The sequence below is a fragment of the Kordia aestuariivivens genome (assembly GCF_014397005.1).
GTDB lineage: Bacteria > Bacteroidota > Bacteroidia > Flavobacteriales > Flavobacteriaceae > Kordia > Kordia aestuariivivens.
In genome coordinates this window covers 317,670-344,021 of the sequence record NZ_JACGWS010000002.1, presented here as the reverse complement: position 1 = coordinate 344,021, position 26,352 = coordinate 317,670, and the positions used below count along the sequence as shown (strand labels likewise).

At 34.2% G+C, this 26,352-nt stretch carries 33 protein-coding genes and 1 tRNA gene; 31 read left to right on the top strand and 3 right to left on the bottom strand.

What is annotated here, in order from left to right; genetic code table 11:
* Nucleotides 1–3: 3 nt before the first annotated feature.
* A complete protein-coding gene (locus tag H2O64_RS04880) occupies nucleotides 4–840 on the bottom strand; it encodes an aminotransferase class IV (protein WP_187561027.1) in 837 nt (278 codons plus the stop codon).
* 51 nt (nucleotides 841–891) lie between these two features.
* A complete protein-coding gene (locus H2O64_RS04875; protein ID WP_187561026.1) occupies nucleotides 892–1,278 on the bottom strand; it encodes an START-like domain-containing protein in 387 nt (128 codons plus the stop codon).
* A 132-nt stretch (nucleotides 1,279–1,410) separates the two neighbouring features.
* On the opposite strand from H2O64_RS04875, the gene H2O64_RS04870 reads away from it, so the two are divergent.
* From H2O64_RS04870 to H2O64_RS04860, 3 genes are all read left to right on the top strand, one after another.
* Nucleotides 1,411–1,484, top strand: a tRNA-Met gene (locus H2O64_RS04870).
* A gap of 66 nt (nucleotides 1,485–1,550) precedes the next feature.
* The gene (locus H2O64_RS04865) at nucleotides 1,551–2,882 is read left to right on the top strand and encodes a tyrosine-type recombinase/integrase (protein WP_187561025.1); all 1,332 of its coding nucleotides are present in this window, start codon (nucleotides 1,551–1,553) and stop codon (nucleotides 2,880–2,882) included.
* Nucleotides 2,883–3,049: 167 nt separating this feature from the next.
* Complete coding sequence (locus H2O64_RS04860) at nucleotides 3,050–3,262, top strand: hypothetical protein (RefSeq protein WP_187561024.1); 213 nt, start codon at nucleotides 3,050–3,052, stop codon at nucleotides 3,260–3,262.
* Nucleotides 3,263–3,268: 6 nt separating this feature from the next.
* Here the strand turns inward: H2O64_RS04860 and H2O64_RS04855 are convergent, their stop codons facing one another.
* A complete protein-coding gene (locus H2O64_RS04855) occupies nucleotides 3,269–3,685 on the bottom strand; it encodes a hypothetical protein (protein WP_187561023.1) in 417 nt (138 codons plus the stop codon).
* Nucleotides 3,686–3,872: 187 nt separating this feature from the next.
* Here H2O64_RS04855 and H2O64_RS04850 point away from each other — a divergent pair, with 187 nt between their 5' ends.
* From H2O64_RS04850 to H2O64_RS04715, 28 genes are all read left to right on the top strand, one after another.
* On the top strand, nucleotides 3,873–4,049 hold the full coding sequence (locus H2O64_RS04850; protein WP_187561022.1) for a hypothetical protein: 177 nt from the start codon (nucleotides 3,873–3,875) through the stop codon (nucleotides 4,047–4,049).
* An 11-nt stretch (nucleotides 4,050–4,060) separates the two neighbouring features.
* Nucleotides 4,061–4,228, top strand: a complete 168-nt coding sequence (locus tag H2O64_RS04845) for a hypothetical protein (RefSeq protein WP_187561021.1) — start codon at nucleotides 4,061–4,063, stop codon at nucleotides 4,226–4,228.
* Nucleotides 4,229–4,301: 73 nt separating this feature from the next.
* Nucleotides 4,302–4,649 (top strand): hypothetical protein, encoded by a 348-nt coding sequence (locus tag H2O64_RS04840; protein ID WP_187561020.1) that lies wholly within the window; start codon nucleotides 4,302–4,304, stop codon nucleotides 4,647–4,649.
* Entirely contained in the window at nucleotides 4,633–6,285 is a 1,653-nt protein-coding gene (locus H2O64_RS04835) for a hypothetical protein (RefSeq protein ID WP_187561019.1), read from the top strand. Before H2O64_RS04840 ends, H2O64_RS04835 begins: the two co-directional genes overlap by 17 nt.
* Nucleotides 6,278–6,571, top strand: coding sequence for a hypothetical protein (locus H2O64_RS04830; RefSeq protein ID WP_187561018.1), 294 nt, complete (start codon nucleotides 6,278–6,280; stop codon nucleotides 6,569–6,571). Before H2O64_RS04835 ends, H2O64_RS04830 begins: the two co-directional genes overlap by 8 nt.
* A 19-nt stretch (nucleotides 6,572–6,590) precedes the next feature.
* Nucleotides 6,591–6,800, top strand: coding sequence for a hypothetical protein (locus H2O64_RS04825; RefSeq protein WP_187561017.1), 210 nt, complete (start codon nucleotides 6,591–6,593; stop codon nucleotides 6,798–6,800).
* A 155-nt stretch (nucleotides 6,801–6,955) separates the two neighbouring features.
* Nucleotides 6,956–7,987, top strand: coding sequence for a hypothetical protein (locus H2O64_RS04820; RefSeq protein WP_187561016.1), 1,032 nt, complete (start codon nucleotides 6,956–6,958; stop codon nucleotides 7,985–7,987).
* 221 nt (nucleotides 7,988–8,208) lie between these two features.
* Nucleotides 8,209–10,275 (top strand): hypothetical protein, encoded by a 2,067-nt coding sequence (locus H2O64_RS04815; protein WP_187561015.1) that lies wholly within the window; start codon nucleotides 8,209–8,211, stop codon nucleotides 10,273–10,275.
* A 188-nt stretch (nucleotides 10,276–10,463) separates the two neighbouring features.
* Nucleotides 10,464–11,564 carry a three-Cys-motif partner protein TcmP gene (gene tcmP / locus H2O64_RS04810; protein ID WP_187561014.1) on the top strand — a complete coding sequence of 367 codons (1,101 nt, stop codon included), beginning with the start codon at nucleotides 10,464–10,466 and terminating at the stop codon, nucleotides 11,562–11,564.
* Nucleotides 11,564–12,289, top strand: a complete 726-nt coding sequence (locus H2O64_RS04805; RefSeq protein ID WP_187561013.1) for a DUF5131 family protein — start codon at nucleotides 11,564–11,566, stop codon at nucleotides 12,287–12,289. Before tcmP ends, H2O64_RS04805 begins: the two co-directional genes overlap by 1 nt.
* 113 nt (nucleotides 12,290–12,402) lie before the next feature.
* A complete protein-coding gene (locus H2O64_RS04800) occupies nucleotides 12,403–12,726 on the top strand; it encodes a hypothetical protein (protein WP_187561012.1) in 324 nt (107 codons plus the stop codon).
* A 190-nt stretch (nucleotides 12,727–12,916) separates the two neighbouring features.
* On the top strand, nucleotides 12,917–13,561 hold the full coding sequence (locus H2O64_RS04795) for an SLATT domain-containing protein (RefSeq protein ID WP_187561011.1): 645 nt from the start codon (nucleotides 12,917–12,919) through the stop codon (nucleotides 13,559–13,561).
* Nucleotides 13,562–13,787: 226 nt separating this feature from the next.
* Entirely contained in the window at nucleotides 13,788–14,657 is an 870-nt protein-coding gene (locus H2O64_RS04790; RefSeq protein ID WP_187561010.1) for an adenine nucleotide alpha hydrolase family protein, read from the top strand.
* Between the two features lie 13 nt (nucleotides 14,658–14,670).
* Complete coding sequence (locus H2O64_RS04785; RefSeq protein WP_187561009.1) at nucleotides 14,671–16,314, top strand: hypothetical protein; 1,644 nt, start codon at nucleotides 14,671–14,673, stop codon at nucleotides 16,312–16,314.
* A gap of 33 nt (nucleotides 16,315–16,347) precedes the next feature.
* Nucleotides 16,348–16,809 (top strand): hypothetical protein, encoded by a 462-nt coding sequence (locus H2O64_RS04780; protein ID WP_187561008.1) that lies wholly within the window; start codon nucleotides 16,348–16,350, stop codon nucleotides 16,807–16,809.
* A 49-nt stretch (nucleotides 16,810–16,858) separates the two neighbouring features.
* Complete coding sequence (locus tag H2O64_RS04775) at nucleotides 16,859–17,455, top strand: hypothetical protein (protein WP_187561007.1); 597 nt, start codon at nucleotides 16,859–16,861, stop codon at nucleotides 17,453–17,455.
* Between the two features lie 59 nt (nucleotides 17,456–17,514).
* The gene (locus H2O64_RS04770) at nucleotides 17,515–17,877 is read left to right on the top strand and encodes a hypothetical protein (protein WP_187561006.1); all 363 of its coding nucleotides are present in this window, start codon (nucleotides 17,515–17,517) and stop codon (nucleotides 17,875–17,877) included.
* On the top strand, nucleotides 17,870–18,154 hold the full coding sequence (locus H2O64_RS04765; protein ID WP_187561005.1) for a hypothetical protein: 285 nt from the start codon (nucleotides 17,870–17,872) through the stop codon (nucleotides 18,152–18,154). Before H2O64_RS04770 ends, H2O64_RS04765 begins: the two co-directional genes overlap by 8 nt.
* Before the next feature lie 12 nt (nucleotides 18,155–18,166).
* Complete coding sequence (locus H2O64_RS04760; RefSeq protein ID WP_187561004.1) at nucleotides 18,167–19,051, top strand: DUF3450 domain-containing protein; 885 nt, start codon at nucleotides 18,167–18,169, stop codon at nucleotides 19,049–19,051.
* A gap of 13 nt (nucleotides 19,052–19,064) precedes the next feature.
* A complete protein-coding gene (locus H2O64_RS04755) occupies nucleotides 19,065–19,250 on the top strand; it encodes a hypothetical protein (protein WP_187561003.1) in 186 nt (61 codons plus the stop codon).
* Between the two features lie 13 nt (nucleotides 19,251–19,263).
* Nucleotides 19,264–20,019, top strand: coding sequence for a hypothetical protein (locus H2O64_RS04750; protein ID WP_187561002.1), 756 nt, complete (start codon nucleotides 19,264–19,266; stop codon nucleotides 20,017–20,019).
* Between the two features lie 12 nt (nucleotides 20,020–20,031).
* Nucleotides 20,032–20,463 (top strand): carboxypeptidase-like regulatory domain-containing protein, encoded by a 432-nt coding sequence (locus H2O64_RS04745; RefSeq protein WP_187561001.1) that lies wholly within the window; start codon nucleotides 20,032–20,034, stop codon nucleotides 20,461–20,463.
* 4 nt (nucleotides 20,464–20,467) lie between these two features.
* Nucleotides 20,468–21,088, top strand: a complete 621-nt coding sequence (locus tag H2O64_RS04740; protein WP_187561000.1) for a lysozyme family protein — start codon at nucleotides 20,468–20,470, stop codon at nucleotides 21,086–21,088.
* Complete coding sequence (locus tag H2O64_RS04735) at nucleotides 21,085–21,432, top strand: hypothetical protein (protein WP_187560999.1); 348 nt, start codon at nucleotides 21,085–21,087, stop codon at nucleotides 21,430–21,432. Before H2O64_RS04740 ends, H2O64_RS04735 begins: the two co-directional genes overlap by 4 nt.
* 228 nt (nucleotides 21,433–21,660) lie before the next feature.
* Nucleotides 21,661–22,365, top strand: coding sequence for an Eco57I restriction-modification methylase domain-containing protein (locus H2O64_RS04730; RefSeq protein ID WP_187560998.1), 705 nt, complete (start codon nucleotides 21,661–21,663; stop codon nucleotides 22,363–22,365).
* Entirely contained in the window at nucleotides 22,362–22,553 is a 192-nt protein-coding gene (locus H2O64_RS04725) for a hypothetical protein (protein WP_187560997.1), read from the top strand. Before H2O64_RS04730 ends, H2O64_RS04725 begins: the two co-directional genes overlap by 4 nt.
* On the top strand, nucleotides 22,553–22,780 hold the full coding sequence (locus H2O64_RS04720) for a hypothetical protein (RefSeq protein ID WP_187560996.1): 228 nt from the start codon (nucleotides 22,553–22,555) through the stop codon (nucleotides 22,778–22,780). The genes H2O64_RS04725 and H2O64_RS04720 overlap by 1 nt, the downstream gene beginning before the upstream one ends.
* Nucleotides 22,777–26,337 (top strand): SNF2-related protein, encoded by a 3,561-nt coding sequence (locus H2O64_RS04715; protein WP_187560995.1) that lies wholly within the window; start codon nucleotides 22,777–22,779, stop codon nucleotides 26,335–26,337. Before H2O64_RS04720 ends, H2O64_RS04715 begins: the two co-directional genes overlap by 4 nt.
* The last annotated feature ends 15 nt before the right edge of the window (nucleotides 26,338–26,352 follow it).

Below are 26,352 nucleotides of genomic sequence, written 5' to 3'. Positions count from 1 at the left end.
ATCCTAACCTATTCGAATTTTTAGATTTAGTTTTCCGATTAAATCTCTTGCGACTTCCGTTTTAAATTGCTTTTTTCGATATTTTGTAATTGGTAAAATTCCTTGAATCACGTTTGTAATGAAGAATTCGTCTGCTTTTTGAATTTCAAACGGTGAAATACTTTCTTCTTTTAGTTCGTAATCTGTTGTTTTTCCTATAATTTCAAGCAATTGCTTTCGCAAAATACCTTTTAGGCAACCATCGGTAATTGGTGGTGTTTTGATCACATTTCCTTTCACCAAGAAAATATTTCCGTTTAGTGCTTCTACAACGTTTTTATCTTCATTAACCAACAAACAGTTATCTAGATCGTTCTCCTTTGCGTAAACGCTTCCTAAAACGTTTATAATCTTGTTATTTGTTTTAAGTGTTGAAAGCAATCCTTTGTTGATATAAAAATCTTTATACAAGTCTACTTCATAAGCAGCATCCGAGAGTAAATAAAACGGAGATGCTAAATCATTTACGGTGATTATGTATTCAATATCATTAGAACTTGGCAAGTACAATCCGCCATTTCCTCTAAAAATAGTACAGCGCACACGTGCATTAGTTAGTTGACTCGCTTTTAATGTATTTAAAATTTCTTCTTCTAGGAATTCCATGGTAAAGTTCATCGGAATTTCCATTCGTAAAATACGCATTGATTCCATCAATCTGAAATAGTGATCTTCCCAAAAGAGAATTTTATTCCCTACAACTCTTAGCGTTTCAAAAAGTGCATCTCCATACTTCATCCCTCTGTTTTCAACACTTAACAATGTTGTCTCTTCACTAATATTACCGTTAAAATTTACCATAAAAAAAGCCTTGAATTTCTCAAGGCAAATATAGTTTTTAAAAATGTTTTTTTAGCGTGATCCTAAAACTTGTTTAAGACTTCCTATTTGATTATCCCACAACATTTTAGCTTCTTCTAACTCATCTTCATCGCTGTGATCAGTGACAATAATAGAAACATCTTTTGTAATTTCATCAACTTGAATCTTCAATTCAAAATAGTACGATGTACCTTCATCTTCTTCCCATTGAAAACGAATACGCTCATTGGTCTTTTTCCCTAGAAGTTTTGCAACCTCTTCACTATCGTCCCAAATAAAGGTAAAAAACTCTCCTCTTGAGTTTACATTATCTGAAAACCATTCAGACAATCCTGACGGCGTTGATAGATATTGAAACAAAAGCTGTGGAGAAGATTGTATAGGGAACTCAATTTCGTATTTTATTTTATCAGACATGCTTTATTTGTAATTATGTTGCTGACAATATATACATTAATTGTTTAGTTTAAAAGAAAAGAATTAAAAAAATAAAAATTGCGTATTATTTGCTCTGAAAAAAAATGTTTATATATTTGCACCCGCAAAGTAGGCGAGGTAGCTCAGCTGGTTAGAGCGTCGGATTCATAACCCGGAGGTCGCGGGATCGTGCCCCGCTCTCGCTACATAAGATAAAATAGACGTTAAGTCAATGTTTACACGGTTTTCCACTTTTGGAAAACCGTTTTTTTATGACTAAATTTGAGGAGATTTTAACAAACGAGTATGTAAACGAGTATATTTCTATGGCAAAAAAAATGTATTCAGAGCCAAAAATATATGATGCCAAGGGCGATCTTTCCAAGCGTTGGTACGTGTATTTCTATTTTAGAGACCCCGAAGATGGGAAAATGAAGAAGCAAAAACCAATCTTCAAGGGTGCAAATAGGTTTAAAACTAGAGCTGAACGAACGGAAATTTTAAATACCTATCGCAAAGCTTTAATCAATTTATTGAAAGATGGCTTTTCTCCTTATGAAAATAATCAGCAAACAAAAGAGCGTTTAGAGAAACTTCGAGGAGTAAACGACACCACTGAAAAAATAGTACAAACGCCTGTTACAAATTTAAGCACTGGATATACTGTAAAAAAAGCACTCGCTTTTGCATTAAAACAACGTGAACCTGATTGGGCAAAGAAAACAGCAGGATCTATGAAAGGGCATTATGATAGATTCATTGAATGGCTAACTGAAAATGATTTATTAGACCAAGATATCAGTGAATTGAAAAGAAATCATATTATGTCCTTTTTAAATCAACTAAAAACGAAGCCAAACAATAAATCACAGAAGCCTAAACCATTAGCACCAAAGACAAAGAATAATTACAGAGCCACATTATCGTCCTTATTCGCAATATTAGAAAGCGATGAAATTATTCCAAGCAATTTTATAGGCAAAGTAAAGCCCAAAAAAAGTACACCAAAGAAAAACAAACCTTTCTCAAACAAACAAGTTAAAGAGATACGTGAGCATTTAGATACGCATGATCCGTACCTACGAATATTTATTCAATTCATGTCTTACGCCTTTTTAAGAAATAAAGAAGTGTGTAACATCCGTATCAAAGATATTGACCTTGATTCTAAACGAATTTTTATAGGCACAAAAGTAGAATCCCAAACCGCGATCCCGATAATTAAAGAATTGGAAGATATCATACGCGCCATGAATATCGAAAAATACGATCGTGATGATTTTTTAATTACGCGCTTTGGTCATCCAGCACCTTGGAATACTGATGCAGATAATAAATCGGGATATTTCTCTAAGCGATTTAATACAAACGTAAGAGAACCGCTTAAATTAGACATGGAACATACTTTGTACTCATTTAGACACTCCGCAGCAATCAATATTTTTAAATCGCTTAGAGATACTAAAATGCCGCATGACCAAATATTATTCCGCTTAATGTCAATTACTAGACACAAATCTATTGCAGGACTTAAAAATTATCTTCGAGAAATTGGAGCGACACTGCCCGAAGATTACGGAAATATCTACACAATTGAGTTTTAATGACACAATATGGCATAAAAATTGACGTTAGATTTTAGTGCAACATTTTTACGGGTTTCCGTAAAATTTGATTTTTTTATTGCACGTCCAAATTGTTCTAGCAAAGCTTCCCCAAGCTGATTTCATAAAATTTAAGCGATCATTAGTAAATGATTGTTGAGTTGAATATGGAAGAAAGCGAAAAATCAAAAAAAGAAAATACACAGCAACAGCTTGATGCGTTAGAAGAAAGTATAAAGTTTCAAGATCAAAAAGAAATACAGGAATTATTCAAAAAAATGGATGTTGATGATATTCCATTCGATATGTATGTAGAAGCGATCAACAAACAACTTTCATTTAAGGTATCGTTTGAGGATGTGATAGATGAAGAAGAATAATGTGTATTAGTTGTTTAAATCTATCAGTTTTTGCATGCTTATGCTCTCGCCTTCTTTTGCGAGTAAAGCCATTTTTAAAGCTTCAATGTAGATCATGTCTTTAAAAGATTGTTCATGCAACAATGCTTCTTTGTTGGCGCGAATTTCTAAAGCCAACTTTTTAATGTAGTTTTTATCTTTTTTATCGAGTACATTCTCGTCGTTGCTATATACTGTATCACCATCAAAACCTTCTTTATTCTTTTCCATTAAAATCTTAGCATACGCAACAACAGCATCTTTGGTATTCCTTCTAGGATTTTTTGTGGTACCATTTAAGACTAAAAAAAGCGAACCTGCACTTTGTCCAGAATAATTAGCAAGTTCATTTGCCGTTACTTCTCGCTTTTTTAAATACTCCAATGCTTCTTTAAATTCAATCATACAGGAAAATGTTAAATTAAGAATAAATATTCTATTTAATTCTAAAATATTCTATATTTGAATAATTAATTCTAATATATCTCGTTAGAACTATACAAATATAGCTTTTTAAATATAAAATAGAATAAAAATAAGTCAAATCTTACGTCTGTTAGTTATTAAGAATAGACCATTACTACAAATTTCATTGAAAGCAGCAACGGCATATAACGTAATTCAAGCCTTATCGAAAGATGAGTTGCCTAAGCTGTACAAAATGTTGGGAGTGCAACAACCAAAACAAAAAAGGACTTCCAAGAAAAATAAGTTAGTAACGCTTGCCCAAGCAACAGACGATATTTTGGCTATGTATATAACTAAATAAACTATTGATAAATGGCAACAAAACGTAGAATCAAACTCAGAATTAGCATTAAAAATCAATTGAAAGATTACAAAGGATTTGGGAAACTACTCAATGGAATGACACGCGAAGGCTTTTGTGTGCTATCCAACGGACAAATTGTAAGCGAAAAAGAATTAGAAAAAGCCATAAGAGGATGAATTAGTTCATCAAACGTGAATTTCAAAGGCGTGATTTTACGCCTTTGAATCTTCACATTAATAATTGTAATACATGACAACAAATAAATTAAAAACTCCCATAGCGTGCGCTATTATGTATAAAAATCACTTTGCTTCATTCGGGTTTTCTTTGGATAATTTAATTACGCTATTGGAACTAAAAACGATTGATTCCTTTTTTGATATTCTAGTCTGTAAATATGATGATCATATTGAATATATGATACATGTCTCAAAAACCGATGATGAAGTTGTTAAAATACATAGAGTAACTGTGTTTCATAAGATGATACAAAAGATGCACAGTGTTAGCTATGAATCACTTACGAATTCGTATGTAATTGGAAAAGAATACGATTGTTTAACCGCTAAATGTATGCTCCATGCAGTTAATAAGTAACCACATACCGACCTATATTCAATGTCCGTATTTCCTAACGGAAGATAAGATAGAAACCATGCAACGCTATCGCATTTTTATAAACGCGTACAATGCAACGATTCCACGTTTGAATAAAGAAGTAAAGGAATATAACAATCGTGTTTTAGCATATATACAGAGCAACAAAACACAGCAACAAGCGGTGGTTGCACAACAAGAGTTTGAAGACATCGAAGTGAATGGTATACAAAACAAATGGTTATCGACACTTGACTATAACGAGCAAATTGAAAAAACCAACGGAGACAAGCTGCTGTTAAAGAAACAAAAACACCTTCCTGTTAGACAAGCGCAATTAGGCACTTTTGAAATTATTGTTTGGCTATATAGTCAGCAACTTATCAAGCTGAGAAAACAATTACAACAGCTTGGAAGCGGTGTAAAAGTATCTTTTCCAAAAGTACAAGTTACCTCTACTCAGGTTTGCAATTTCACGAAAAATGGCGAAAAAAGAATGCTGTTAAAGCGTGATACAATTCGTGAACATGTACACCGATTACGTCAAGCGGGTGTATTTGTTCAATATCAATTTAAAGGCAGCAGTATGCCTGTTAATTACTTTATCAATGGAGCAATTTTTGTCTTTAGAGACAAGCGAAAAGGATTTACTGATAATCAACAAGTTAAACCGTTTAATAACGGAAAACCGCTGGACTTTAGTGTAGATACAAGAACATTTACTAAAGAAATAATAAAGAAAGTAGGGAATGTTGATAACCATTCCCATGACAAGGAAGTATTTTCATTTGCTGCTGAAAATAGCAGCAAAAACAAGAACAGGTACAAGAACACCAAAGAGGATAAACCACAAAAAAATTCCAATGACAACGAAGGCAAACTAGGCGGCGGCGAAAATTTCCCGAAAAATGAATTGTCTGAGTATTTAAGAGGTCAAATTTTATACAAAACCGTTTTTCTAAACGCACTAACCGAGCATCAGTACGACAATTACAGCTTTTCCGCTTCCAATATGAACAGGCGTTTAGATACAGAATCCATAAGTGGCGTAATGTCTAAAGAAGAATTTAGAGAACTCCTCTTGCAACTATTCATCAAAATAGCAGCGCCTATCTGGAAAGGGAAAAATGTGTATTACGGAAGTTGGCACAAAGCCTACATTCAAATTGATGATGAGTATTTACGGAATCCGAACGGAAGCATTCCACGAAAAGAAACATTGTTGTATTTGTTTGGCTTTTTAGTGTACCGAATTGGTCGTGCGAAACGCTTTTTTAACAGCAAAACAACCTATCGCATTCATTTTCCGTGTATTTATTTTGATGCCACACGAAAGCAACCAAGTGAAGGCGGATTTGCCTATACGGTGGAATGGCTAAAACAGTATCAAAAGTATCAAGATTTACGAGCAACGAGGAAGCAACAAGCAGCAACAAAAGGTGGTGCAAGACGTAGACAGAAAACCAATGAAGAAAAAGTAAGAGATCAACTAAAACTGTATTTGAAAGGTACAATTACACTCCCACAAGTGTACACCTATATAGAGCGAAACAAAGGCATTCCTGATTATTTCATTAATGAAGTACCAAGACTCCTGAATGTATTAACTAATAAAGAATTTGATTTATATGACTAGCAACAAACCATGTAATTGCAGCAACAAAACAAGAACGGCTTGCGGAAATTGTTCCCGACTTCGGATGGTGTTTTTAATGTCGTACACATTGGGAAATATTCAAAACCCTGTATACTACTCGTTCCAAGCGGAGGACAGAAAGTTTAATGATGAGAGACAAGTAGCAACACAAATGCTAGGCAGACTCGTAAAGCTACACAGAGGGCATTTTTTTAAAATAGCGGTATATGACAACCAAACCGCAGGGAAACCAAAGCTGTTTGAGTTTACGAAAGAGGATGTATAGAATTAAATATGGATAGAACATGATTAAAAGAGAAGACATACAAACGATGGGAAAAGTGGAACTTCGCAGAATGCTTTTTGGCATTTCAAGGAAAGAAGCTAGAATTGTAATGAATATGGTTATTGCGGATTGCAGAAAAATTTCAGAAAAAGAAGCTAAAAAAAGAAAATTGGTACTCGCACATGAAGTATTGAAAGTACTTGATTTTTTTGGGTTTGAAGTTAATTAGTATAAAATTCTGTATACTATTTCACAATTATCTTAGTTGATTACGGAAAACCTCATTGTACTAATGTAATTTTTGTACTACCTTTATGAAAAATAACGGTAACATTTACTGAAAGTTCCGTATATACATACGTTAGCTGCAATTAAAACCAACCTATGAACTTGAAAGGACCAAACTCTGGTATTCGATGGAAAGATTATCAAATTACTACACCGACTTTCCACCTTTCATCAATTGAAAAGCCAGACTTCTCGCCTTTTTTAATTCATATGACTGGAAGGAATCAGCTTTTAAATATTTTACGTGGTGAAAATGCGCTTGAAGATGTTGAAGTTGCAGAAAATAATGGGTTTTTAAAATCTTCCATTCCTTCTTTCAATGGCAATGAAGGTCATTATAATTCTGGTGTCGTGTGTTTTACAGAATCACCGCTATTTTCTTTAGATTTTTTTAGATACAGAAGTTATTCTCGATGGCAAGCCGACCAACAATTTGGTATCGGATTTTCAAAAACCGATTTAGTGAACCATAGAAATGTTCGTCCTGTAATATATTTAGAAACAGAAACTAATACCGAGGTTTTAAATCTTTGTAATCAAATCTTGAATGATAATCTTACGGTATCTGACAATAATGGAGTAATAAAAGATTTAAAACCTCTGATGGAAAAAATAAAGCCATTACTTTTCCCTCTACTACAAGAAAAACCTTCACAAGGTTTTATGTGGGAAAGAGAATGGCGATGTCCAAGTGAAGTTGGAATGGTATTTCCTCTTGGAGCAATAAAGGTTATCTGTTGTCCAAATAACGAAAAAGAAGAAATTACGGAACTACTTGCAGATTACGTTGACAATATTCAAATAGTTGAAAGTTGGAGAGAATATGATGATGTAACTTCATTTTTGAAAAGAAGAAAATCTCAAGTCCAATATGATACAACTGACAAAATTCAGCAAGTTAGTAGTGTTAGTGCACTTTGCGAATTAAAACAGCAAAATGACCAAACATTGCACACTTTATCTGCTTATTACGGAGTGTTTAAAGAAACTGTTAATCAACTAGAAGGGAAAAGTATTGCTGATACTTTGAAAGATTTAGAAAACACATCAAAAATTATTTCGGATAGAATGAAAAAAGTTGAGGCGGAAATTAAAGCGAAAGAAGAACAAGCCAAAATGAAAAAGTAACTACAGCTAACAATGTATAAAAAAAATAGGGCAAAAAGTGCTTAATCGAAAGGTCTGTGTGTATTTGCCAAGTCGCCAAATTTTTAAATTTGGTTATATTTAGAAAAGAAAGTTAAACATAAAAATTAAAAATTCGGCTCGTGCTAAACCCGAAAAGTTAGCGTTTATTTATACGCTACGTTTCATATACAAAACCGTTATGTGCCATTTGAAAAAAAACTATGAACAATAAAAATATAACCAGAACTGCTGCCATAATTTATTCAGAAGAAAGTTCTGCTATTAAATCTTCCACTGTTCAAAGGAAAATTATAGAATCATTATTTGTTGAAAATGACAATAAAGAACTTACAATCGACCAAGTTATTGACAAACTGAAGAGTTCATTAGAAATGGACTTTGGTACTGATGAAGTAACTAAAATTATTAATGATGACAAACACTTGCATTTTGAAGTTCGTTTGGAAATAAAGGAAAATGAAAGTTACTTCAAATTATTGCCAAAAAGATTGGAAGTACTTTCTGCAAGAGAGCAACAAAATTCAATATTTCCACATATTGAAAGATTTAAAGATAGTATATATGAAGGTGTCTTATCAACTGACAAAATAGACGAAATCATACATAACTACCTCTACCAACTTTTAAACAAAAACATATCCGTTTTTCAGAAGATTGCTAAACCTACTAATCAGCCTCAGGACTTATTTATTGACCCAACACTATTCACTCTCGAAGAACGGGAAGCGATTAACGAATTTTTAGAATGGAATGATGTAAATAAAAATAAGTCAATTTTTGCTCTCATAAGTTATAGTCTTGAATACGCAGTAATAACAAACAACCAAGAGAGTTCGGCAGTATTTCTGAATTCAATAAAACATAAAGTGTTTTTTCTAGATAATAATGTACTTTACAGAGCTATTGGTTTAAACGGAGAAAATCGACAGAATAGAATTATCACTTTTCTTAACAAATGCAAAAGCGCTGGACAAGAATTTAAAATATCAAAATATTCAGAGAAAGAATTTAGAAATACAATAAAGCATAATGTAAAACTGCTTCAAAAAGTTCCCTTTAAAAAAATAAATCCAGATTTGTTTTCAAAATATTCTCTTAATCCAAATATTTACGAATATTATCATAAGTGGAAATCAAATCGTATGACCTATGGTTTTGACTTATTTATTACTCATATTCTTAGTCAACTTGACAATTTCAAAAAGAAATTTAATGTTGAAACTCTTTACAAAATACCATTTGATGAGCAAGGAAAAGAAGATGTCAAAAAAGTTCAGGAATATCAAGCAGAAATTGGAAGCATCAAAAAATATGGTTATGAAGAATCCCATTTTTATGATGCTATCAATATATATCTTATTGAAAAACTTAGAGGTCAAAATAATAATTCAATAACTGACACGAAATTCTTTTTCGTATCTACTGACCAAAAATTGAGAGGTTGGGACTTTTCAAGAAATAATAAACAACCGATTGCATTAATACCTAGCCAATGGATGGCTATACTACTAAAGTATTTTTCAAGAACAGAAAATGACTATTCTAGTTTTATTTCTTTCTTAAAACTCAAAACAAACAAACCAATCATTAATGAAGACAACTTACAAACAATTCTTGCTGGAATCAGTGAAATAACAGAGGATTTTGAGCGTCAAGAAACAATTCTTGATAAAATGGTTGAATTGAAATTTGAGGGCATTTTAAACGGAGATAACACTACCGAAGAAGTTTTCAAAAAGACAATTGAATTTGTATCAAAAGAATTTGAGTCTGAGATAAAAAAAATAAATGAGGATAGGAATAAGTCTGAATTTAATTTTAGCACGCAAACAATTGAATTTAAAGAAAACTTATTAAGCGAAAAACAAACAACAATAATTGAACTGTCAAAACAAAAAGTTCCAATTGAAAAACAAGCTGAGAAAAGTTTAAATAACTACAAATTCATATTCTGCCTTATTGTTTTTGGATATTTTATAGGTCTTGCAATTATTACTTGGGAAGTTGGCTGGAATACAATGGAACCTATTACTTACTTTTTAGGTGCTTTAGGAATTATTGGAACTTATTTATACACGGCAATTTCAGGTAAAGACATTAATCCAAAGATACATTTTGAACAAAAAAATGTAGAATTTATCAATAGAAAATACGAAGAATTTAATTTTAACGAAGAACGTTTTGAGAGTTTGATTGAGGAAAGAACAGAACTAGAAAAGGAAATTTTGGATTTAAAAAAGGCACATAACAGAATATATAATAAATAGCGAAAGTCTTTGCTAATAAGCAAGGTTTGGGCATTTTTGAAAAGTTACCAAATTTTTAAATTTGACAAATTGCAAAAATAAAATAATTAGTAAAATTTAAAAATTAGGCTTGTGTATTATCCGAAAATTATCGCCTTTTTCAGTGCCACTTTTCATATATGTAACCGTTACCAACAAGCAAAAAAATAATGATTGAAAAAAGAAATTTACATACAGCTCCTTTTGATATTGGAACACAATCTAAATTAGCAATTTTTAATGATTATATAAAAGAATGGTTACCTGTGTTCTTAGCGAAAAAGGAAATTTATTGGGATACAATAAATATTTTTGATTTTTTCTCTGGACCAGGTATGGATGTTGATGGGAATAAAGGAACTCCCTTATTAATTATTGATGAATTGGAATCATATCTCGAAAATATAGAGAGAAAAAAATTAAAAGTAAACCTATATTTTAACGATTATTCTTCTGAGAAAATTGAAATCTTAAAAAATAATCTTAAAAAATATTCTACCAAACCATATTCTATAAAAATTCAATCACAAGATTTCAAAGATGCATTCCGAGATCAATATCCTAAAATGGAAAATAAAAATGCTGCAAATCTTTTGCTACTGGACCAAACTGGAGTTAAACAAATTGATGAGAATATTTTTCAATCAATTGTTAAATTAAAAACGACAGATTTTTTGTTTTTCATTTCTTCTTCGACAATTAAAAGATTTAAAGATAACCCTTCAATAACTCGTCATATAAACATTGATTCGACGATAATAGAAGACACAAAATACGACCAAATACATAGGTTAGTTACTGAGTATTATAAAAACTTAATACCTAACAATATTAAATACTATATTTCGTCTTTTTCACTAAAGAAAAAAGCTGGTTTATATGGGATTATTTTTGGTAGTGGAAATCCATTTGGAATTGAAAAATTTTTAAGAACAAGTTGGAAAATAGACCCAATAAGAGGTGAAGCTAACTTCGATATAGACAATGATAACATAGTAGAAGGTCAAGTAAATATCTTTACAGGCAAAACGGAAGTCCCAAAAAAAGTAGAACTTTTTGAACAACGATTAAAGGAAAATATTCTGAATTCAAAACTAAATACTGATAAGGATGTATATCTTTACACTTTAATTAATGGCTTTAAACCAGAACACGCAAAAGAAGTAATTAAACATTTAATTAAAGAAAAAAAAATAGAAAAATTGAAATTAAACATCTCTTATAAAGTTTGTAAAAAAGGAGAAGTAATTACTCAAATAAAATTGAACTAATGGCACAATCAACTATTGAATGGACTGAAATGACTTGGAATCCAACAACTGGCTGTACCAAAGTATCTCAAGGTTGCAAATTTTGTTATGCAGAAATAATGTCTAAAAGGCTAAAAGCAATGGGAGTTGAAAAATATAAAGACAATTTTGCTGTTAGAACGCACGAAAATGCTTTAAGAACGCCTTACACTTGGAAAAAATCAAAAGTGGTATTTGTTAATTCAATGAGTGACTTGTTTCACGAGCAAATTCCTTTAGAATTTATTAAAAAAGTCTTTAAAGTAATGAATGAAAATCCCCAACATGTTTTTCAAGTTCTTACTAAAAGAGCCGAAAGATTATTGGAATTGCATACAGAATTAAAATGGTCACATAATATTTGGATGGGAGTTTCTGTTGAAGAACAAAAAGTCGAAAATAGAATTGATTATTTAAGAAAAACAGATGCAAGAGTAAAATTCCTTTCATTAGAACCTTTAATTGGCGCATTACCTAACTTGAATTTAAAAAAAATGGATTGGGTAATAGTTGGAGGTGAAAGTGGGCACACTCCAAGACCTATGGACGCAGACTGGGTTATTGACATTCAAGAACAATGTAAAAAAGCTGACGTTGCTTTCTTTTTTAAACAATGGGGAGGAAAGAATAAAAAGAAAAATGGTAGGGTTTTAAATGGACGGACTTATGATGAAATGCCAGAATTAGAATTACAACAAAGTGTGTAAAAGCCAGCAGGTAACAATGTATAAAAAAACATAGAGCGCATGTGCTAAATCGAATGTTCTGTGTATCTACCAAGTCGTCATAAATTAAAAACCAAACTCATAAAATAATTTTAATGAAAGATAAAAACCAAGATAGACACGAAAAACTAATAGATTTCTTATCTCAATTTTCACAATATCAAGATCATAATGGAAAATCTTCACTAACTAAAGTAAAAGAATCAAGAACATCTGGACAAGTTGAAAAAATATCGACAAATGATATTAATAAAGGAGTTGTCATTTTTACAGATTTATTAAATATTTATAGTGGTTCAGTTGGAAAATTTGATCTTTATAGGCTATTGCAGGCATATATTTCAGTTCCAGAATTTCGAGATAAAATTAATGAAGTTGTTGAAGAAGCTTTAAAGTATAAATATCAAACTAAGAAATAGATTGAATTTAAAAAACTGTTGGTAATACTGGTATCAGTTATGCAAATCTTAAGATATTAATGAATTTTTGAGTTTATCCAAAGACAGTTACAAGTTTACTGCGCCTAATTTCCCACAAGAAAAGCATAATACATAAACAGTATAACTAATATTATATTAGGATTTTGTAAAAAATTAAAAAGAAACAAAATTGGAAAAGAAAAAATCATACAAAGATTATTTAGATAAAACATTTCTTGAGGAATTGAATTATAAAGTTTGGTCTACAAAAGGAAGTAGGTTTAATGCTAATAAAAGACTATTAAAGATAGCTGATTTATCCAATTTATGTTTAAGTATGTTATCTGTCTATCTTATTGCTATTGGACTTTTGTCAGTTTACAATATATATTCGCCTGAAACGATTAATGAAAGTTTAATTGCATATTCAATTACTTGTTTATCAATATTATTATTGGTGTTTGGACAAATTGAAAATGCTAAAGATTTTAGTACTAAAGCAAAACAGTATCATAATTGTGGACTCGAAATTTCAAGCCTATATAACGATTTGAGAATATTTAAAACATTAAACAACAAACCAAAATTGAATGAAAAAAGAAAGTTTGCTGAAAAAATTTCTAATAAATACGAAAGAATTTTAGAACGACACGAAAACCATCAACCAATTGACCACAATATGTTTAAAGCTTCAAAAGCTGAATATCACGAATTGGACAAATTTGATGTTTTCAAAATAAAAATAGATTATTATATAAAAACTGGACTGGTTTATCATACTTTGATAATATTACCACCTATTGTTATAATTGGACTTTTGATAAAAAATATATGATATAATTATTAGAAAAAGTCAATAGAAAAGTAGTAAATTCAATTTACACAAAGCCCTTCTGAGGGCTTTTTAAATTTAAAGCAGTTATGATTTAAGATATTTCCTAAAATTTATCCATCCCTACCCGACATTATTTGACCCTATCCGTCGCTATGCGACCCTATCCGTCCACACACCTATTTTTTCTTGACAAATTTGCTGTATCAACATACAATACAGCAACAACATGTCAAGACTTCAAACCATCACATCAGTATCAGGCGGAAAAACATCTGCATACCTAGCCGCGAACTACCCGTGTGATGATTTGGTCTTTTCACTGGTTCGCATAGAAGATCAAAACTGCCTTTTTCCTGATAAAAAAATAAGACAACTTGTCGAAGATCGTATTCAAGCACCATTTATTGGCACAGCAGAAGACGATACTATTATCTATACCCTACTCGATTTAGAGCAATTTTTAGGGCGAAACATTCATTGGGTAACGGGAATCACTTTCGACAAGGTTATCAGTGAAAAAGGCGGTTTACTTCCCAACAAACACCGACGTTACTGTACTACGTGGCTCAAAATAGATCCGATTTTCAAGTATTGGCAAGCCAATTACAGCGAACCCGTACTCATGAACATTGGCTATCGTGCCAATGAAATGAACCGTGCTAAAAAACTCATTCAAAAGAAAAATGAATTTGGGTTTTGTGAGTACAACACCGTGGTGGGTATTCACGAAACAGGACGTTTCAAAGGCAAACAAAAATGGGAATCTATTCCGTACTACACGCCTAATTTTCCACTCATACAAGACGGCATATTCAGAGATCATATCCACGAGTATTGGACAAACAAATCCGTTCGATTTGCCGAGCGTAACAACTGCGTGGGCTGTTTCCATCGCAATCCAATCCTACTACGTCATGAATTTGACAAGCATCCTAACAAAATGCAATGGTTTACAAAACAAGAGCAACAAAAGAGCAACAAAGCAATATGGCGTGATGATGTTAGCTATTCGCAGATTGCAAACATGAAATCGCAACTCTCACTCATGGATGATATGTTTTCTGAGTGCGATACAGGTTTTTGTGAACTCAACTAAATGATAAAAGACGATGAGCGGAATTACACAAAATCAAATCAACCAAAGTTTACAGCGAAACATTGTTTCAGGGGATCAGTATGAACAGTATTATACGCCTTCTACATGTAGCGAGAATCAATTGGGAAAAGGAACGACTACGCATGGCATGAAAAAAATTGCTGCGTGGGCAAAAAAGCACAAACACGAATCCACCGCTATTGCCAAAGCTGAATTTGCAGGCTATTCATTAGCTGAAACCACCAAGCGCATTCATCAGTTCTTATTCCATCATTTTCAATATGAAATAGATCGGGAACTGCAACGGCTAAAAGCACCGAATTGCATGTGGGCATCACGCGCTCAAGGAAACGACTGTAAAAGTTTTAGTCTCAACGCTTCTACTATTTTACTCAATCTTGGTATCAGGCATTACCTGAGACGTACCAAACAAGCAGCCTACTATCCTAGCCTATATACGCATGTGTATGTGGTTGTTCCGAAAGATCAAAAACACGGCAGTTTGCGTAATGGCTATTACACCATAGACGGCACAATTCAATCAATGGTAGAACTACCCTATTTAAAAAAAGACGATACATACATGGAAGAAGCAAACTTACAATACGTTGGACTCTCCGCGCCTTCATGCGGTTGTACAAATCAAACCAATTACCCAAACAATACAGATATTGTTGGACTCTCAGCAGCGTACAAAGGGCAATCTGTAACGCAGTTTAGTAAAAGTGATTATCACAAAGTCATCTATGAATCCTTAAACCGTGTGGATGATTTTTTAAATGTGCTTGCACCGTATACAACCTCAGAGCATAGTAGCAACTTACTACGTGGGAAAATCTTTGATAAGCTTTGGAATGGACACAATCCAACGCTAAAATTTACACCCAAAGGAATCTATGTAGATGGTGAGTTTGTCAACTTTTCCAAAACCTTTGCGCGATTAAAGAAGTCGAATCCAAGCTTCGGTATGGGCGCAAACCCATCCACAGGTGTTCCCACAGCGGACTTTTTAATTAGTTCCGTTTTAGGCGATAACTTTTTCGCTGACACCTTTGGTGCAATATTCGCCAATGGATTAGAACTCACGTGTTGGGGTTCGACATTTACACCGCAGCAAACGTCTGCACAAATTCAAGCAATTCAAGCACCCTATTTTGAAGACTTATTTCAAGGACTGCAAGCAGCAACAACTGTTGGTATACTTGGTGAGCGATTGAACTTCTTAGCGATGGCGGTCTTTGTATGTCGTGACATGTACTGGTTTTTACGTGTAAATGAAAACTGGCGTAGATGTTCGCGTCTTGCTTTAGATCAATACAACGAATTATTCTACGCGCTTGTTCCTGCCTTTGAGAGCATTGTCTCCTCACTTGGTCTTACTTATAACATTACGGAAATAAGACAAGAAACCACAGCAGCAGCATGGGTATTTGAAGGCTACAATCATGAGTGGTCAGAGAACACCACTGCGGTATATCCTGTCTTTAATGTGACATCAAGAACAAGTACCAATCCTACGCAACCAACCAACCCAAGTACACCGCCTGTGATAACAGATGGTTCGGGCGTACCAAATCTACCCGAAAAGAAAAAATCGAGTACTGGACTGTTACTCACAGCTACCGCTGTGATCGGAACACTCATCGCAAAAGCATAAACACAAGTATTAATTAATAAACACAAATAGACTATGAAATTAAAAATGTTCACAGGCAAGCAAGTCGCAAAAACTTCTATGGATGCGGGGAGCTTGCTTTTAGGCGGTATGGTTTCTTCAGGAATTGAAGGAGCGATCCCAATTGAAGAATCCAAAACACGAAAAGGAATCTTAGCAGCCGTTGGAATTTTAGGCGCAGCTTCGGTAAGCGGAAATACCAACAGTGCAACCATTGTTCGCAACCTACTTTTAGGAATGGGCATCCGACAAGGGCAGCGCTTTATTCAAGAAGCAGCAACGCCAAGCTTGCCCGAAGCAGACGGCACGGAAATGAACAAATTCATTCACGATATGTTTGAGACAGGCGGTGGCGATGCTATTGTAAGTGTTGAGACTCAAAATCGCATGGGAATGGGCTACCGATTCACACCGCAAAGACAACTAGGTACAACGGCTAATTTTCAAACAAATACACTCGATTTTCCATTAACCTAAAAGGCAGCAACAAAACATAATTACGATAATTTTTATTAAAAAAAAACACATGAAACAAACAGAATTATACGGGGAAGTTTTAGCATTCTTAGGAAGTGTAGCCAATGAAAGTGGCAATTTCTCCACCGATATGTTAGCCAACATTCGCAGTAGAAACATCAAATTACAGGATAGCGAAATCTACATCAGACAGCAATTGCAAGCCAATGGAAGTTCACAGGATCTATTTGAAAAGGAACTGCAAAAAATTGTCGGGGAAAACCTTTTTGATGGTAACAAATTAGATACAGGACGCTATTTTGTGGCAACGGCTGTACGCTTAACCTATGGTGTAGCTGACAAAGGAACTTCACGCGGGCTTGTGGAATATACAAACAACGTTCCCATAACGCTTTTAAATGGTCAAATCATTCAAAAGATGGATTCTAATATCATTATGGATTTACCGATCAAATCCATCGTGGATGCCGTGAATACCGATAGCTACAAATACAATTTTAATAAGTTCTTACTATTTCGTGATAATAAAATTTTGAATGCAGAAGTACGTGTGCCTTCAGGTGGAGATTTAGGACTTACAGTAGAGAAAACAGGTTTTATTGAAATTCGGTATATAGGTTTTGAAACGGCTGCGAGTAAGAAATAATAAAGGAATTAAAAACGCCTTTTTTATCCGCTAAAAAAGGTGTTTAAAACGATTTGAATATGAACGATAGAAAACTAAAATATGTCGGTGTGAATTTGACACTTGCAAGTCGCGCAAAGAGTAGTCAAGAACCGAAAGAACTAACCAAAGGCAAATGTATTGGAGTTACCTTTTTTGTCTATGGAGATTTACCACCGCAAAACATTAACCTTTCCATTGAGGACACCCAAGGAAACCCAATTTTGGAAGCGGTAGACGTACGTGATTTTGAAAAAGGAAACACAGGCGGTTTGCAAGCCTATAAGCAAGTGAATTTTAATACCAATGGCAAAGTATATATCAATCTGTTCTCGCCACAAGATGCAGCCACAACCGTAAACGGACACTTTCTATTTGTAATTGACACCAACGGATATGAATAGACCAGAAGGCACAATCTCGGCAATCGCCATCACAGAAAGTGTGAACCTTAATCTAAAGGAATTAAACATGCGCGGTGTATATCATTTAACCATTCGCAATCGTGGCAATGTAACTGCGATGATTAATGGAATCGATGATATCAAACCCGATGAAGTGTTTGTGGTTGAAGTGCCTTTTGCGGTGGTCAATACCAGTTTTAGAATTGATTTTGTGCAAAGTAATGAAGTAGAACCAAATCCGCGTTTGGTGCTTTGGTATGGAACACGCGCTTGTTAAAGAAATAGAAAGATGCAACAAATTATAGATCATTTAGAAAGTAATGCGCAAAACGCCATTGTGATATCATTTCAGAATATGAAAATGATTAATCCTTTTATGCGTGTCAATAAATATGAGTTTACCAAAAATCATATTGAAAAAGGATGGGGAACGATTGCAGCTTTTCTAAAAGGTCTAAAAAAGGAAGGATTTGGAAGTGGTACACAAGTGTGTTTAAAAAAACCCAATGGAACTACTTCTAAAACTATCGGTGAACCAATCACATTACAATTTAGCAATGACATACAAACCATACCACAAATGGCACAAACAGGACAGCAACAAACAGTGCAACAAACGGTGCAACAAAACACCCTAGCACAAAACGGATATCACGGGATGCAATATCCTGCAATGGGCAGCGGTATGATGGGCGTGCATCCCACAGAAAGTAAATTGGAAGCAATCACCTCCAAATATGATGATCTGAAAGAGCGCTATCAAGAGTTAAAAAATGACTATCAAGATATTCGATCTAGCGAACGTCAATTAAAGGAAGAAAACAATTCGCTAAAATTAGAGGTCAACACCGCAGAGAAGCACAAGGAACTCGCCATACTGCAAGCGAATTTGAATCAAAAAAGTTTTATGGATAGTGATGCCATGAAGTCTTTAGCGGAGAACTTAGCCCCTGTACTTCCACAAATGATTAGTGGACAACAAGCGCAAATTGGAATGGGAAATGCGCATCAAAACGTATCGAGCAATAAAAAGCAATTTATTGATTTTATCGCAAGTACGAATGTTCAGGATGCTGATGTTGATTTCATTTATACACTCTATAAACATACACTCAAAAACAAAGACTTTGCAGCGAGTTTGCAAGGACTTTTAACACAATTTAATATCATTTAAAATATTTTAAAACATGATAAAAGTAACAGGAAAAAATGGTTTAGATACCGATTTGAGAATCGAAGCTTTACAAGAACTCAATAGCCTACCAACCGAAGTATTGACACGCTTAGTGGAATTATCGAAAAGTAAAAAAGCACTTGGGTTTCTGAGTACGAAAACGGGTTTTGCTACTATCAAAGCTTATTTAGGGAACTAAAAAAACAATCGCAATGAGTCAATTAGGAAATCCAATCGCAACCGCAGTAGCTACTAAAACGGCAAGTTCCGCAGGGAATTTTGTGAAAAACAATTCGCTTGTCGTTGTGGGTACGCTACTTGGAGTGTATGCCTGGTATAAATTACCCGCCTATTTAAAACGAAAAGCAGCAGAACGCTATGCACGTGCCAATATTGGGCATCCAGTGGTAACGGCAGCAGCTATTATTCATGAATCGTTTTCGCGTGTGGGTTATAAAGATGGCTTTCTTAGTTTTTTGCTTCCCGAATTTGATCTTTTTACAGACGAAGCTGCACTGATGAATATTGCTTCTCAAATTGATAATATTCAATTGGTTGCAAAGGCATACGAGATACTTTTTGATCGCGATTTATTTACCGATACACTGAACGGTTTATCCACCGCAGAACTCAACTCGTTTTACAATGCCATCAAAGCACCGAATTACAATTCCAATCCACAGCTTAATACTAATTATTATCTGATTGGCGATAGCTTGTATTGCGCTAAAAAGTCGGGGATTCAAGTGCCACAAGTAGAAGAACAAAATGACGGTTCATGGTTTACTACCGAGCAGTTATATGGAAACTATCAGCACAAGCAGCTTATTGGAGAAGTCATTGCCACAGGAATTTACGAACCTGAAAATAAACGCTATTACATTGTACAGCGATGTGCTATATGGGGTGGCTATTGGTGTTATGATGGAATTGTATGGAGCGATCAAGTAACCAACGAACAAATTTAAAAAAAAACAGTTATGAGTCAATTTAATATCAATAGCGCGTGTACGGAGTATAGTACTACCGTTTCGATCACAGGACAAGTATTCGATGCTGTGACCAAAGAAACCTTACCCTTTGCCAATGTGTATGTAACCATCGATACAACTATCGGTACGGCAGCTAATGAGGATGGTATATTTAGTATCGATGTACCTGATGGCACAACACTCACGGTAAGCTTTACGGGCTATCATGCCTTCAAATTCGAGGCTACTAGGGGATTTACAAAGGTGTTTTTAACACCAGACGATCAGCTTGACACCGTGTATTTAGAACACAAAAAGAAAAATAATAATTGGCTTTGGTGGTTGCTATTTGGCGGTTTAGCCGTTAGCGCAATGGCAAATAGTGAAGAAAAACCAAAACGAGGTATGGCAGGAAGTACGACTATTAAAGCTAAAATTTAAAGACATGGAACTCATATTTCAAGAAAATGTACCAAGCGTATATGGAAGTAGTTTTATTGCTTCTGTAAAGGATTATTGCCGTTCGTTAAATATTGATCCGAATTGGCTCATGGCAGTGATGTATTTTGAAACAGCGGGAACATTCAGCGCATCCATTAGAAATCCATTTAGTAATGCCACAGGACTGATACAATTTATGCCAAATACAGCACTCAGCTTAGGGACTTCCATAGATGAATTAGCACTGATGACTGCGGAAGAACAATTGTATTATGTGTATCAATATTACTATCCATATCGAAATAGAATGAATAGTTATGTGGATTTGTATTTGGCTACTTTTTTTCCTGTGGCAATGGGCAAAGCTTCCAATTATGTGTTACAGACAAGCAATTTGAGTGCGAGTACCATAGCCGATGCAAATCCTGTTTTTGATTTGAATAATGATCGGCAGATTACCGTTGGAGAAATTACTAAATTGATTACCAATAAGATACCACAGGCGTGGCGAAACTATTTTTTAGGCAGTAGTTCGGGTGGCATTGCCAAAAAAAAAAGTTGGATACCTAAAGTCTTTGGTATTTCATTACTTGGATATATAGCGTATAAAATTGTTGCAACATGATTGGAGTCAAACCAAAAAAAAAGAAAGAACCATCAAATCAGCCAGATTTTAACTTAGCTGAAGGACAGGCTGCAATTTATGGAAAAGTAACTGAGCGAAATGTATATGATAATAGCGTGAGGGATGCCATAGACGCACAAGTAACAGTGTTTAAAAATGGCGTTTTAGTTGGTTATGTAATCCCCTTTTTAGACAGTTCATATCAAATTGTTTCCATTGATGCGGGTGATGATTACACCATGGAATTTGTAAAGGATTCTATGTTTACAACGCCTATTTTTTCGCTTAGTTCTAAGGAAATCAAAGAGGTAAATGTAGAACTCACAAGCTATGATATTTCATAAGCAAAAAAGTAACCAACCATCAAAAAAAAACAAACAATTACTAAAAAGAGAAAAAGCCCTCTAAAGAGGGCTTAGGGGAATAGCATTACTTGAATTAAGCCGAAAATTATAGTACGCTAAACAGCATAGTTAATTTAAGAATTAACCATCCAAATATATCATAAACAAAAAAAACGTCAACTAGAAATTCAACAAACAACATTTTTATTCGATAAAAAGTATTTAAAAATGAAAACAACCATTGAAGCCATATTAGATAAACAAACACTTTCCAAAGAAGACCTAGCCGTTTTAGAAACTTACGAATCAAATGTAGGACAAAATCGTTTGTATTCGTTTTTCACCCCTATTTGGCTTTGTGAAGTGATGTATAAACTAGCAAAACGCTATGGATTTGATGTAAACGGAAACGTACTAGAACCCGCATGCGGAACTGGAAATTTTCTAATGGTATTGGACAATCCACAAAATGCAACCGCTTTTGAATTAGATCCGCTAAATTTTAAAATTGCGCAAAAAAGAGCGCCACAAACCACGATATATAATCAGTATTTTGAAACCGCTTTTTTAGAATCGCCACGTTATACAACCAAATTAAAAAACAATAGCACATGGCTTACAGATGCGCCTTTTGATTTAGTCATTGGAAACCCACCGTACGGCAAGTACAAGAACCTATATTCTAGTTATTTTAAGCCCTTAAAGATCAAACAAATTGAACTTTTTTTTATGTATCAATCAATGCAACTCCTAAAAAAAGATGGGTTGCTCGTATTTATAACGGCTTCCTCTTTTTTACGAAATAAAGACACCTATACAAACGAGAAACAACTCATTGGAAAGTATGCAGAACTTGTAGATGCCTATCGCATGCCAAAAGTTTTTAAAAACACACAAGTACCTACCGATATTATAATACTTAGAAGAAAATGATAGACACCCTAAGACAAAATATAGAGAATGCATTGTCGCAAGTAACACTGCAAAATGCGCCTAAAATCTTTCATGCCATTGAAGAGGAAATTGGCTATAAAAATATTGAAGATCGCATTATCAATATGATGATAAGCGAAAGCATGACGGCAAGCGCGTGTATTGTTCATATTGAAAACTCTTTGTGATGGATTTTACTCAAATCACCAGTGATGATGCTTGGTTTAAAAAGCATCCCGAAAAGATTGCAGGTGTAGAATATGCAACGACCTCGCTCTACTTCCCTATCATGGTTAAAGGCAACAAAGATGATGTGTTACGAGTTACGGGAATGACAGATACCAATAGAGATAAAAAAATAGAAATCGCCAAAGCAAAAGCTGCTGCTTTACTAGCAACATTACAAGGATTATGAAAGTATATAAAGGACAATTAAAAAAAGAAACGTTTACACGTATTGAGCAATCTAAAAATAGATTGCATAGGCTTATTAGTGTTGGGCTAGGAAAACCCGCAACACCTACTTATACTATTGAAGAAAGTATCTCCAAACACAATACAGGAATTTCTAAAGAAGAAATTCAGGCGTGGGTATGGTATCGTAGAAAAAGCGGTGTACCAATGGAAAACTGGAAATCGTATCATGTGGAAATGACCGCAGCGCGTCTTAAACATTGGATCTCTAAAGGAATCTTATTTGTTGACCCAATTACAGAATCGTATGTACCCTATCCTGTATTTGTCTTTGGAAATCTGTATACCAAAATAAGTAAGCTTTCCAAAATGGCTGATACCATTATTGAAAATTTTGGCGAAAGTGTGTATGAAAAACATCTGTTAACATTAGAAGAAAATAAACCCAATCCTTTGTCTGTTCAAAACCCAATGGAGAGTGAACGTCCTGTAATACTTTTGATTTCAGAGTATACCCGAATTTTTAAAGTAAAGTCTCTAAAAACAGATACAGGCGTATTTCTTTCTGAAGAAATGAGTCTTCGGCTCGCGTTCTCGGATTGGTTAACATCTTTGGATGAAGCGGATATTAAAAATACGAATCCAACAGAAATCATTGACTATTATATCAATGCCAAGCGCAAGCCAATGGATATTGAAAAAATAGCATGGCGTGAGATTAAGAAGATTACCAAAGATGAAGGAGAACGTTTATTTAAAGTATTTCTTCATGAAGCATTAACCATTACCGATCAATTGCGCTTAGATGGATATTACAATAGCAATTACAACGCCATTGCTCCATTGCAACATCATAAAATCCCCATTGGTATTGAGGTATCAAAAAAGTTTATGGGATTTGATTTGGATATTAGAGCTGCACAGCGTGAAGGAATCGCATTTATGGAACTGATTGGCTCAGGAATTATTGCCTATGATGTGGGTGTTGGAAAAACGATCACTGCAATTATAGAAACTGCGAGTGCTATTTTAAACGGTAAGTGCAAACGTCCGATTATTGCAGTTCCCAATCCAACGTATGAAAACTGGTTGAAAGAAATGTTGGGAAGTTCCGATGATATGCAAGGTATCTTAACTGGCACAGGAATAAAGGTGAACAGATGGTATAATCTTGGAGCGGGTTATAAGCATATCGATTTAACAAAACAAGTACCCGAAAACACCATCACACTTGTAACCTACAAAGGACTTGAAAAACTAGGGTTTAATGAGCGAACGCAACAGGAACATTTTATACAACTTGCCGATATATTGGAACAAAATGCGCAAAAAAGCGAACGGAATATTGAACGTGATTATGAAAAAATACGCTCCATTATTGGTGTTGGACTTAAAGAAACCATTGCGGATATAGAGGATTTAGGGTTTGATTACATTGTGATTGATGAAGCCCATAATTTTAAAAATATTTTTTCTGAAGTAAAAGGCGATGAAGACAACGGCAAACAATTCTACATAAAAGGCGGATTGCCTTCCAATCGTGGAATCAAGGCTTTCTTTTTATGCAATTACATTCAGCGCAAATATGGTCGAAATGTCATGCTACTCACAGCCACACCATTTACCAATAGTCCAATGGAAATCTATTCCATGTTATCGCTCGTTGCGTATGAGTATATGAAAACATGGGGCATTTTAAATATTAGATATTTCTTTGAGCAGTACATACAAGAAACAACCGATAATGTAATTACTATTGATGGGGAAATCAAGCCGAAAAACGTAGTTAAAAAATTCAATAATCGTGTTTCGTTACAGAAGCTTATCAATAGCCATATCAACTACAAAACAGGCGAAGAAGCCAACATACCAAGACCTTGTAAAATCAATTTACCGAAAACCTCGCAGCGAACTGAAAAAGGAGTAAAACCACTTCCAAAGGAGAAACAAATCCTAACGTATTTAAAAATGACAAAGCAACAAGCTACCAATCAACTAGCGATCAATGAACAAGCTTCTTTGGGCGGTTCAAAGGCAGACCCAAGTAGATTGCTTAGGCTTTTGAATTATAGTTTAAATAATGCACTGAGTCCATTTTTAATTGGTGGAACACCTACTGATTTTATTGATTTTGTAGACAGTTCCCCTAAGATTAAGTACACAATGGAATGCATTTCAAGTGTCAAAAAGTGGTATGATAAACGAGGACTTCCCATGTCAGGACAAGTCATTTATATGAATCGTGGCAAACACTATTTTAAATACATTAAAGAGTATTTGGAAGTTGTCGTTGGTTTTAAAAAAGATCGTCCCTTACTGAGCAATCCTAAAAAACGAGTTGATGAAGTAGAATTTATCACAGGTGATGTTTCACTGGTTAAAAAGGAAAAAATAAAACAGGCTTTCAATGAAGGTGTTTGCAAAATAATCATTGGTACAAGTACCATCAAAGAAGGAATTAATCTGCAAAAAAAAGCTACGGATCTATATAATTTATATCCCGATTGGAATCCAACTGACCTTAGACAATTAGAAGGTAGAGTTTGGAGACAAAAAAATGAAAATGCCTTTGTGAGAGTGACCATGCCACTGATGGAAAACAGCATGGATATTTTCGTTTTTCAAAAATTAGAGGAAAAAACAAGTCGGATCAATGATTTGTGGAGCAAATCAGATCGTGGCAATGTCCTCGATGAGGAAAGCTTAAACCCAAATGAGGTGAAATACGCGCTGATAACAGATACCAAAGTATTGCTGCGATTTGAACTAAAAGAACTGGCTTTTGAATTGCAATCAAAGAAAAGTTACCTCAAAAAAAGAATTGATGATATCGAGAAATATGATGAGTTAAAAGTTGCGTATGATACGGCAAAAGAAAAATTAAAAACAGATGTTTCAAAAGCCTTGAATGACTTGCAAGATGTCAATGTGTATAGCACACAAGAGCGCACTGTCTATTTTTATCAAATGGTACATATTGATCTTGAAGATTTACCAAAAGTAGCACAGGACAAAGTAAAACGCATTCAAAAATTATTGGATGACTTGGTCGAACTCACCACAGGCGGATATGATGATAAGATACTGATTTCAGCAATGCCAAAGTATTACAAACTTTTGAAATATGATGGAAATCAGCCGTATTATGATGATTTCAAAGAAGCCGTTACAAAAGTGTATAAAATTCAGAAATCACTCCTATCTAAAGGATATACAGAAGGTTCTAACACAGAAGATGTCATCGAAAAATTCCGTGAGGAACTAAAAGCGACTGAGCAAGAATATGAAGAACTCTCAGACACAGCCTTTCAAGATAAACTTGAACAAAAGATCATACAGGAAAAAAAAAAACTAACCGTTTTTGGAGCTGACCTAGATACTAGAGTACGAGACTTTGAAAATTTAAACCATTTGCTTAGCTATAAATTCAATGAGGTTGAACAAGATACGTGTGGCATACCCGATAGAGAAAATCCTAAACTAGCTGAAAAAGTAAAAAAAATAAAGATTGCACGCGCTAGAGCGCAAGCGTTAACCTTAGCACTCGCATTAAAATAATCTGATTAAAAAGAC

Coding starts and splice junctions, on each gene's coding strand:
- H2O64_RS04855 (WP_187561023.1), bottom strand. CDS start 3,685: ATGATTGAATTTAAAGAAGCATTGGAGTATTTAAAAAAGCGAGAAGTA.
- H2O64_RS04835 (WP_187561019.1), top strand. CDS start 4,633: ATGCAGTTAATAAGTAACCACATACCGACCTATATTCAATGTCCGTAT.
- H2O64_RS04865 (WP_187561025.1), top strand. CDS start 1,551: ATGACTAAATTTGAGGAGATTTTAACAAACGAGTATGTAAACGAGTAT.
- H2O64_RS04725 (WP_187560997.1), top strand. CDS start 22,362: ATGATAGACACCCTAAGACAAAATATAGAGAATGCATTGTCGCAAGTA.
- H2O64_RS04750 (WP_187561002.1), top strand. CDS start 19,264: ATGAGTCAATTAGGAAATCCAATCGCAACCGCAGTAGCTACTAAAACG.
- H2O64_RS04800 (WP_187561012.1), top strand. CDS start 12,403: ATGAAAGATAAAAACCAAGATAGACACGAAAAACTAATAGATTTCTTA.
- H2O64_RS04780 (WP_187561008.1), top strand. CDS start 16,348: ATGAAATTAAAAATGTTCACAGGCAAGCAAGTCGCAAAAACTTCTATG.
- H2O64_RS04755 (WP_187561003.1), top strand. CDS start 19,065: ATGATAAAAGTAACAGGAAAAAATGGTTTAGATACCGATTTGAGAATC.
- H2O64_RS04760 (WP_187561004.1), top strand. CDS start 18,167: ATGCAACAAATTATAGATCATTTAGAAAGTAATGCGCAAAACGCCATT.
- H2O64_RS04790 (WP_187561010.1), top strand. CDS start 13,788: ATGTCAAGACTTCAAACCATCACATCAGTATCAGGCGGAAAAACATCT.
- H2O64_RS04830 (WP_187561018.1), top strand. CDS start 6,278: ATGACTAGCAACAAACCATGTAATTGCAGCAACAAAACAAGAACGGCT.
- H2O64_RS04840 (WP_187561020.1), top strand. CDS start 4,302: ATGACAACAAATAAATTAAAAACTCCCATAGCGTGCGCTATTATGTAT.
- H2O64_RS04820 (WP_187561016.1), top strand. CDS start 6,956: ATGAACTTGAAAGGACCAAACTCTGGTATTCGATGGAAAGATTATCAA.
- H2O64_RS04775 (WP_187561007.1), top strand. CDS start 16,859: ATGAAACAAACAGAATTATACGGGGAAGTTTTAGCATTCTTAGGAAGT.
- H2O64_RS04805 (WP_187561013.1), top strand. CDS start 11,564: ATGGCACAATCAACTATTGAATGGACTGAAATGACTTGGAATCCAACA.
- H2O64_RS04770 (WP_187561006.1), top strand. CDS start 17,515: ATGAACGATAGAAAACTAAAATATGTCGGTGTGAATTTGACACTTGCA.
- H2O64_RS04730 (WP_187560998.1), top strand. CDS start 21,661: ATGAAAACAACCATTGAAGCCATATTAGATAAACAAACACTTTCCAAA.
- tcmP (WP_187561014.1), top strand. CDS start 10,464: ATGATTGAAAAAAGAAATTTACATACAGCTCCTTTTGATATTGGAACA.
- H2O64_RS04825 (WP_187561017.1), top strand. CDS start 6,591: ATGATTAAAAGAGAAGACATACAAACGATGGGAAAAGTGGAACTTCGC.
- H2O64_RS04740 (WP_187561000.1), top strand. CDS start 20,468: ATGGAACTCATATTTCAAGAAAATGTACCAAGCGTATATGGAAGTAGT.
- H2O64_RS04875 (WP_187561026.1), bottom strand. CDS start 1,278: ATGTCTGATAAAATAAAATACGAAATTGAGTTCCCTATACAATCTTCT.
- H2O64_RS04860 (WP_187561024.1), top strand. CDS start 3,050: ATGGAAGAAAGCGAAAAATCAAAAAAAGAAAATACACAGCAACAGCTT.
- H2O64_RS04765 (WP_187561005.1), top strand. CDS start 17,870: ATGAATAGACCAGAAGGCACAATCTCGGCAATCGCCATCACAGAAAGT.
- H2O64_RS04880 (WP_187561027.1), bottom strand. CDS start 840: ATGGTAAATTTTAACGGTAATATTAGTGAAGAGACAACATTGTTAAGT.
- H2O64_RS04720 (WP_187560996.1), top strand. CDS start 22,553: ATGGATTTTACTCAAATCACCAGTGATGATGCTTGGTTTAAAAAGCAT.
- H2O64_RS04815 (WP_187561015.1), top strand. CDS start 8,209: ATGAACAATAAAAATATAACCAGAACTGCTGCCATAATTTATTCAGAA.
- H2O64_RS04715 (WP_187560995.1), top strand. CDS start 22,777: ATGAAAGTATATAAAGGACAATTAAAAAAAGAAACGTTTACACGTATT.
- H2O64_RS04745 (WP_187561001.1), top strand. CDS start 20,032: ATGAGTCAATTTAATATCAATAGCGCGTGTACGGAGTATAGTACTACC.
- H2O64_RS04845 (WP_187561021.1), top strand. CDS start 4,061: ATGGCAACAAAACGTAGAATCAAACTCAGAATTAGCATTAAAAATCAA.
- H2O64_RS04785 (WP_187561009.1), top strand. CDS start 14,671: ATGAGCGGAATTACACAAAATCAAATCAACCAAAGTTTACAGCGAAAC.
- H2O64_RS04735 (WP_187560999.1), top strand. CDS start 21,085: ATGATTGGAGTCAAACCAAAAAAAAAGAAAGAACCATCAAATCAGCCA.